This window comes from Mesorhizobium sp. M8A.F.Ca.ET.021.01.1.1 (assembly GCF_003998025.1).
Taxonomy (GTDB): Bacteria; Pseudomonadota; Alphaproteobacteria; order Rhizobiales; family Rhizobiaceae; genus Mesorhizobium.
In genome coordinates this window covers 1-6087 of record NZ_RZSJ01000376.1, presented here as the reverse complement: position 1 = coordinate 6087, position 6087 = coordinate 1, and the positions used below count along the sequence as shown (strand labels likewise).

At 62.7% G+C, this 6087-nt stretch carries 7 protein-coding genes; 2 read left to right on the top strand and 5 right to left on the bottom strand.

Annotation, left to right across the window (positions count from 1 at the left end):
• Positions 1-61: 61 nt before the first annotated feature.
• From grxD to purL, 4 genes are all read right to left on the bottom strand, one after another.
• On the bottom strand, positions 62-397 hold the full coding sequence (gene grxD / locus EOA36_RS24320) for a Grx4 family monothiol glutaredoxin (RefSeq protein WP_013895877.1): 336 nt from the start codon (positions 395-397) through the stop codon (positions 62-64).
• A 151-nt stretch (positions 398-548) separates the two neighbouring features.
• Complete coding sequence (locus EOA36_RS24315; RefSeq protein ID WP_015318146.1) at positions 549-782, bottom strand: BolA family transcriptional regulator; 234 nt, start codon at positions 780-782, stop codon at positions 549-551.
• 122 nt (positions 783-904) lie between these two features.
• Positions 905-1456: a hypothetical protein gene (locus tag EOA36_RS24310; protein ID WP_245464455.1), complete on the bottom strand. Its 552-nt coding sequence runs from the start codon at positions 1454-1456 to the stop codon at positions 905-907.
• Between the two features lie 20 nt (positions 1457-1476).
• The gene (gene purL / locus EOA36_RS24305) at positions 1477-3708 is read right to left on the bottom strand and encodes a phosphoribosylformylglycinamidine synthase subunit PurL (RefSeq protein ID WP_127279752.1); all 2232 of its coding nucleotides are present in this window, start codon (positions 3706-3708) and stop codon (positions 1477-1479) included.
• A gap of 232 nt (positions 3709-3940) precedes the next feature.
• Between purL and EOA36_RS37395 the strand changes: the two genes are divergently transcribed.
• Positions 3941-4105 (top strand): hypothetical protein, encoded by a 165-nt coding sequence (locus tag EOA36_RS37395; RefSeq protein WP_167531216.1) that lies wholly within the window; start codon positions 3941-3943, stop codon positions 4103-4105.
• A gap of 77 nt (positions 4106-4182) precedes the next feature.
• Here the strand turns inward: EOA36_RS37395 and EOA36_RS24300 are convergent, their stop codons facing one another.
• Entirely contained in the window at positions 4183-5592 is a 1410-nt protein-coding gene (locus tag EOA36_RS24300) for a PLP-dependent aminotransferase family protein (protein ID WP_127279751.1), read from the bottom strand.
• Positions 5593-5685: 93 nt separating this feature from the next.
• Between EOA36_RS24300 and EOA36_RS24295 the strand changes: the two genes are divergently transcribed.
• Complete coding sequence (locus EOA36_RS24295; RefSeq protein ID WP_127279750.1) at positions 5686-5937, top strand: DUF1127 domain-containing protein; 252 nt, start codon at positions 5686-5688, stop codon at positions 5935-5937.
• Positions 5938-6087 lie beyond the last annotated feature (150 nt).

Genomic DNA, 6087 nt, shown 5'->3' with positions numbered 1-6087 from the left:
CCGGGGTGGGGCAGCCCTGGTGGTCGGGGGCATGTCGATATCGACATGGCCCAAACCGAAGTCAGGCGGCGCCTTTGACGCTCACGCCCTTCTCGACGAGGAAGGTCTGCAATTCGCCAGCCTGGAACATTTCGCGGATGATATCGCAGCCGCCGACGAATTCGCCCTTGACGTAGAGCTGCGGGATCGTCGGCCAGTTGGAATAGTCCTTGATGCCCTGGCGCAATTCGGCGGAATCCAGGACGTTCACGCCTTTGTAGTCGGCGCCGATATAGTCGAGGATCTGGACGACCTGGCCGGAAAACCCGCATTGCGGAAAGCCGGGCGTGCCCTTCATGAAAAGGACGACGTCGTTGCCCTTCACTTCATTGTCGATGTAGTCGTTGATACCGCTCATGGAATATCCTTTCACGCCCGTGGGAGTCAGGCTCGAAGCATGTCTTTCAAATAAACCCATAGGTTGCCCGAAACAAGACTTTAGCCATGCCATCACCCGAATGGCGCAAAGAATGGGCCGTTTTGGGCCAAGCGTGTCGGCGGGAAATGCCTCAGTCGGGAACGCTGGTCTGCAGCGCCAGCGCGTGCAGTACGCCACCCATATTGCCCTTCAGCGCGTCATAGACCATCTGGTGCTGCTGAACGCGGCTTTTTCCCCGAAAGCTCTCGGCCACCACTTCGGCCGCGTAATGGTCGCCATCGCCGGCGAGGTCGCGGATCGTCACGCGAGCGTCCGGGATGCCGTCCTTGATCAGTTTTTCGATGTCGTGCGCGTCCATTGCCATTGCAGAATTTCCTGTTTCGGGAGGGCGGCGGCGCGGCGGCCCGTGCGATGAGAGTCGGCCAAGCCTAGAGCCTTTCCAATCCGGATTGAAGCGGTTCCGTCCAGTGTCCGTTCTGTTGGTGCTCAGGAGATGGTTTCGCCCGGTCCCTGCGCCGGCTCGTCCTCGCGCATCGAAAAGGCACGGCCGAGGCTGAAGACCAGCACGTAGAGCGGGATGTTGACCGCCAGGTTGGCAATCGGCAGATAGCTGGTCATTTGCCAGGCTGACGAGAAGAACGGCTGGCCGTAACCATCGCAGACAAGCGAAGACCCATACTCCCACAAGGCTCCCAAAACAGCCGAGACGGCGAAAAGCTTGATGCAGGTGACGACGTGCCTTGCCCGCGTTGGCTCCGGCAGCAGCCGGTTCCAGAGCACCAGGCAGACGATCGGAACCCCATAGATGAGGTTCTGCAGGACAAGCATCGGAAGCGTATCATTGGCCGCGGCCAGAAACTCCGCGCGTGTTTCCAGCCTGGTACAAACCTCACTCGAGGTCGTCGACAGCAGGAAGAAGACGAACGGCCCGAGGCACCAGAAGAAGAACAGCGACGGCCAGAAGACGACTGCAAGCAGCGCCCGTACGGCCAGTTTCTTATGATTGAGCAGGATCTTCTTCCGAAAACCGGTTTCCACTTTTCGGGATCATGCTCTCGTCAACTGGCCTGGTCCATGAAGCGGGGGAACCAGCCTTCATGGGCGGCGGTCAGATCGCTGACCGGGATTGCCCTGGCATCGCCGAGCTTCAGCGCGTTGCCTCCCGTCGAGCCGATCCACGGCGCGAAGATGCCGAGTTCGCCCTGCTGCTTGCGGATAGCATCCCATTCATCGCCATGCGGATCGATCGACAGCGTCAGGAGATAGCGGCCCTGGTCTTCGCCGAACCAGACCGGGATCGGATCGGTGCCGACAAGCCCGGGAACGGTCGCGCCGATGCCGGACGCCATCGCCATTTCGGCCAAGGCCACCGCAATGCCGCCGTCTGAGACGTCATGTGCCGCCGTGACGATGCCGGACGCGATCAGCGAACGCACATGGTCACCGACGCGCTTCTCGTGCTCGAGATCGACCGGAGGCGGCGGGCCATCGTTGCGGCCGTGGATATCCCTGAGATAGGCCGACTGGCCAAGATGCGTGCCCCAGGAAGCCGGCGCGCCGACCAGCAGGATCATCTGGCCTTCCGCCGCAAAGCCGATCCGCGCCATCTTCGACCAGTCCGATATCAGGCCGACGCCGCCGATGGTCGGTGTCGGCAGGATGCCCTGGCCGTTGGTTTCGTTGTAGAGCGAGACGTTGCCGGACACGATCGGGAAGCCGAGCGCCCGGCAGGCATCGCCGATGCCTTTCACGGCGCCGACCAGCTGGCCCATGATCTCCGGCCGTTCGGGATTGCCGAAATTGAGATTGTCGGTGGCGGCGAGCGGCAGCGCGCCGGTGGCGGTCAGGTTGCGCCAGCATTCGGCCACCGCCTGCTCGCCGCCCTCATAAGGGTCGGCCTCGCAATAGCGCGGCGTCACGTCGGAGGAGAAAGCCAGCGCCTTGGTCGGATGGCCCTCGACCCGCACCACGCCGGCATCCCCGCCAGGAAGCTGCAGCGAATTGCCCTGGATCAGCGTGTCGTACTGTTCCCACACCCAGCGGCGTGACGACAGGTCCGGTCCGCCGAGCAACTTCAACAGCGCATCGGCGAGATCGGCCTGCGGGATATCGTTGGCGGCAAACGGCGCCCGCTTCTTCGGCTCGACCCACGGACGATCGTATTCCGGTGCTTTGTCGCCAAGGTCCTTGATCGGCAGGTCGGCGACCTCGTCGCCCTGGTGCCGCACGCGGAAGCGCAGATCGTCGGTGGTCTTGCCGACGATGGCGAAGTCGAGGCCCCACTTGTGGAAGATCGCCTCGGCTTCCTTTTCCTTTTCGGGACGCAGCACCATCAGCATGCGTTCCTGACTTTCCGACAGCATCATCTCGTAGGCGCTCATACGCTCTTCGCGCACCGGCACCTTGTCGAGGTCGAGCTCGATGCCGAGGTCGCCCTTGGCACCCATTTCGACGGCAGAACAGGTAAGGCCGGCCGCACCCATGTCCTGGATGGCGATGACGGCGCCCGAGGCCATCAGTTCGAGGCAGGCCTCCAACAGGCATTTTTCGGTGAAGGGGTCGCCGACCTGCACTGTCGGGCGCTTCTCGTCGATCTTGTCGTCGAACTCGGCCGACGCCATGGTGGCGCCGCCGACACCGTCGCGGCCGGTCTTGGCGCCGAGGTAGACGACAGGCAGGCCGACGCCCTTGGCTTCGGACAGGAAAATGGCATTGGTCTTGGCAAGGCCTGCGGCGAAGGCGTTGACCAGGATGTTGCCGTTGTAGCGGGCGTCGAAATTGACCTCGCCGCCAACCGTCGGCACGCCGAAGGAATTGCCGTAGCCGCCGACGCCCGAAACCACGCCGGCGACGAGATGCCTGGTCTTGGGATGGTCGGGAGCACCGAAGCGCAGCGCGTTCATCGCCGCGATCGGCCGCGCGCCCATGGTGAAGACATCGCGCAAGATGCCGCCGACGCCGGTCGCCGCACCCTGATAGGGCTCGATGAAGGAGGGGTGATTGTGGCTTTCCATCTTGAAGACGACGCAGTCGCCGTCGCCGATGTCGACCACGCCCGCATTCTCGCCCGGGCCCTGGATGACCTGCGGACCTGTGGTCGGCAAGGTGCGCAGCCATTTCTTCGAGGATTTGTAGGAGCAGTGCTCGTTCCACATCGCCGAGAAGATGCCGAGTTCGGTAAAGCTCGGTTCGCGTCCGACGAGGTCGAGGATGCGCTGATATTCGTCGGGCTTCAGCCCATGCGCGGCGATGAGCTCTGATGTGATCGGTACGGAATTGGAAATGGTCATGGGCGGCGATTTATGTCCATGGAGCAGGGATTTTGAGTCTCCTCTTATCGCAAGCTTTGCGGCCGATACACCCGTCGGCGGAGGAAAAAGGCAGAAAGCAACAGGGTGATGACCCCGATGGGTCTTTCGTACGCGACGAAAGACGCCGCCAGCTATTGCAGCCCTGCAAAGTCAAATGGGGAACGCCATGATGTCCCAGCCGTTAGGTCCCTATCACCCAGGAGACAGCACGATGGCTACCAAGCAAGGCAAGAACGACAATCGCCTCTCGGACAAGGAGGCCCTCCATATCGCGGAGACCACCGACGTTTCGCCCCGGCAGGCCAAGGAATTGGCTGAGAAGCACGGCAAGGACAAGGCCGAGAAGGAAGCCAAGAACTTCAAGGCCGAAGGCTGATCCGGGTCCGGTGCTGACAAGTCCCGGTTTCGCAGGGCGGCATATTGAGGCAAGCAGGGCGGGTGGCCGCGAAAGGTTCAGGAAAAACTGTCGTAGCCCGCGCGGCCCTCGTCCAGCAGCCGCCTGATTACCGCGACGCCGCCGGCAATATCCTCGCGCCGCCTCGGCTGCGAAACGCCGAAGCGCACCCCATGGAAAACCCGCTCCGAGCGCCCCGCCTTGAACTCATCCTCGTCGTCGATCAGCACGCCGTGCTCGAGACAGGCATTCTTGAACGTGCCGGAAAGCCAGGGATCGGGCAGGGTGAGCCAGACGAACGGAACTTTGTCGTGCGATTTGAATGAGAAGCCTGCCAAGCTTTCGCGCACAATGGACATGCGGGCGCCGATCTCCGCGATGCTGCGTTTGCGGATTTCGCTGGCCTGGCCGGAAAGCACCAGCCGGGCATTCACCTCCGCCAACAGGAACGGCATGCCGCCGGTCATCATCTTGTGGGCGACGCGGATGCGATGGCGATAGGCGGGCGGGCAGGACAGCCAGCCGCCACGCAGACCGGCGGCGACCGATTTCGACAGGCCGCCGGCAATGATGGTGCGTTCGGGCGCAAATTCGGCAAGCAGCGGTGTCGGATCGTCGGTCAGATGGCCGTAGAGGTCATCCTCGATCAGGATGACGTTGTATTCACGGGCGACACGCGCGATGGCCTCGCGGCGCGCCGGTGACAAGGTCACCAGGGTCGGATTCTGCGCCGTCGGCATCAGAAAGACCATCTTGGGGTGCTTTTGTGCGCAGACGCGTTCGAAATCCGCCGGATCGAGGCCTTCATCGTCCGATGCCACCAGCGCGGTGCGCCGGCCGATCAGGCCGGCGCTGCGGGAAATTTGCGAGTAGGTGAGGTGCTCGAAGGCGACATAGTCGCCGGGCGTGGTCAGGGCCGCGATCGCGGCCATCACCGCGGCATGGGTGCCGAGGGTGGGGACGATTGTATCGGTCGTTGGCCGGAAGGAGTTTCGTGACAGCCACCGGGCGCCGGCTTCGTACCAGCGATCAGGAAAATCGCGCGTGTAGCTCGAAATCTCATGCGGATGGTCCTGCGCGGCACGCGAGAGCACGTCGGCGACAATGGCGCCCTGGCCAATGTCGGGGGCTGCCGTGCTGTCGAACCGCAGCTTGTCCTTGGGGGCGTCGACATAACGCGTTCCTTCGACGCTGGCGTCGGGCGCCTCTGGCTTTGTAATGGCAATGTTTTCGCCGAGCACATAGGTCCCCCGTCCGACCTCGCCACTGACGAGGCCGCGCTCACGCAGCAATTGATAGGCCCGCCCGACCGTGCCGACAGTGGCGCCGATGTCGTAGGCGAGATCGCGCTGTGGCGGCAGTTTTGCCCCCGCGCCGATCACTCCCCGGTCGATATCCGCCTCGATGGAATCCGCGAGGCGCTGATACAGCGGACCTGAACCCGTGAGATCTGGAATCCAATTTGTCATGGTGACAATTTTCTATATTGCACCGTTTCGGGAGTCAATACATATCAATGAGGCACTAAAAAGGGTGCAATCGATAATTTTGGCAGAAAGAAAATGGATACAATCGCAACATTCCGCCACTCGGCGACCGAATTGCTCGGCCAGCCGACCCGCCCGTCCGGGCAGCGCGGCTTCGCCAGCCGGCTTGTGCAAGTGGTCAGGTCGCTGGCGAAATGGATCGGCCATCTGCTGGAGCGCCGGCGCGGCCGGCTGGCATTGCTGGAGATGACCGACGATCAGCTCAAGGACATCGGCATCTCGCGCTGCGACGCCCACCGCGAGGGCATCAAGCCGCTGTGGGAATAGCGACCGGTCTATCGGTGGCCTTTTCTCCTGAGGCGCCCGACACCGTGATCGATGAAAACGGCGACGACGCATATCACCAGGAACAGCGCGGTGATGGCGAGCGCCGCGACAGTGACGCTCCCGACGCCGTTCTTGGCGATATCGAGGAAG

Bases quoted from the DNA above. Each gene is read 5' to 3' on its own strand.
- grxD (WP_013895877.1), bottom strand. From the start codon at position 397: ATGAGCGGTATCAACGACTACATCGACAATGAAGTGAAGGGCAACGAC.
- EOA36_RS24315 (WP_015318146.1), bottom strand. From the start codon at position 782: ATGGCAATGGACGCGCACGACATCGAAAAACTGATCAAGGACGGCATC.
- purL (WP_127279752.1), bottom strand. From the start codon at position 3,708: ATGACCATTTCCAATTCCGTACCGATCACATCAGAGCTCATCGCCGCG.
- EOA36_RS37395 (WP_167531216.1), top strand. From the start codon at position 3,941: ATGGCTACCAAGCAAGGCAAGAACGACAATCGCCTCTCGGACAAGGAG.
- EOA36_RS24300 (WP_127279751.1), bottom strand. From the start codon at position 5,592: ATGACAAATTGGATTCCAGATCTCACGGGTTCAGGTCCGCTGTATCAG.
- EOA36_RS24295 (WP_127279750.1), top strand. From the start codon at position 5,686: ATGGATACAATCGCAACATTCCGCCACTCGGCGACCGAATTGCTCGGC.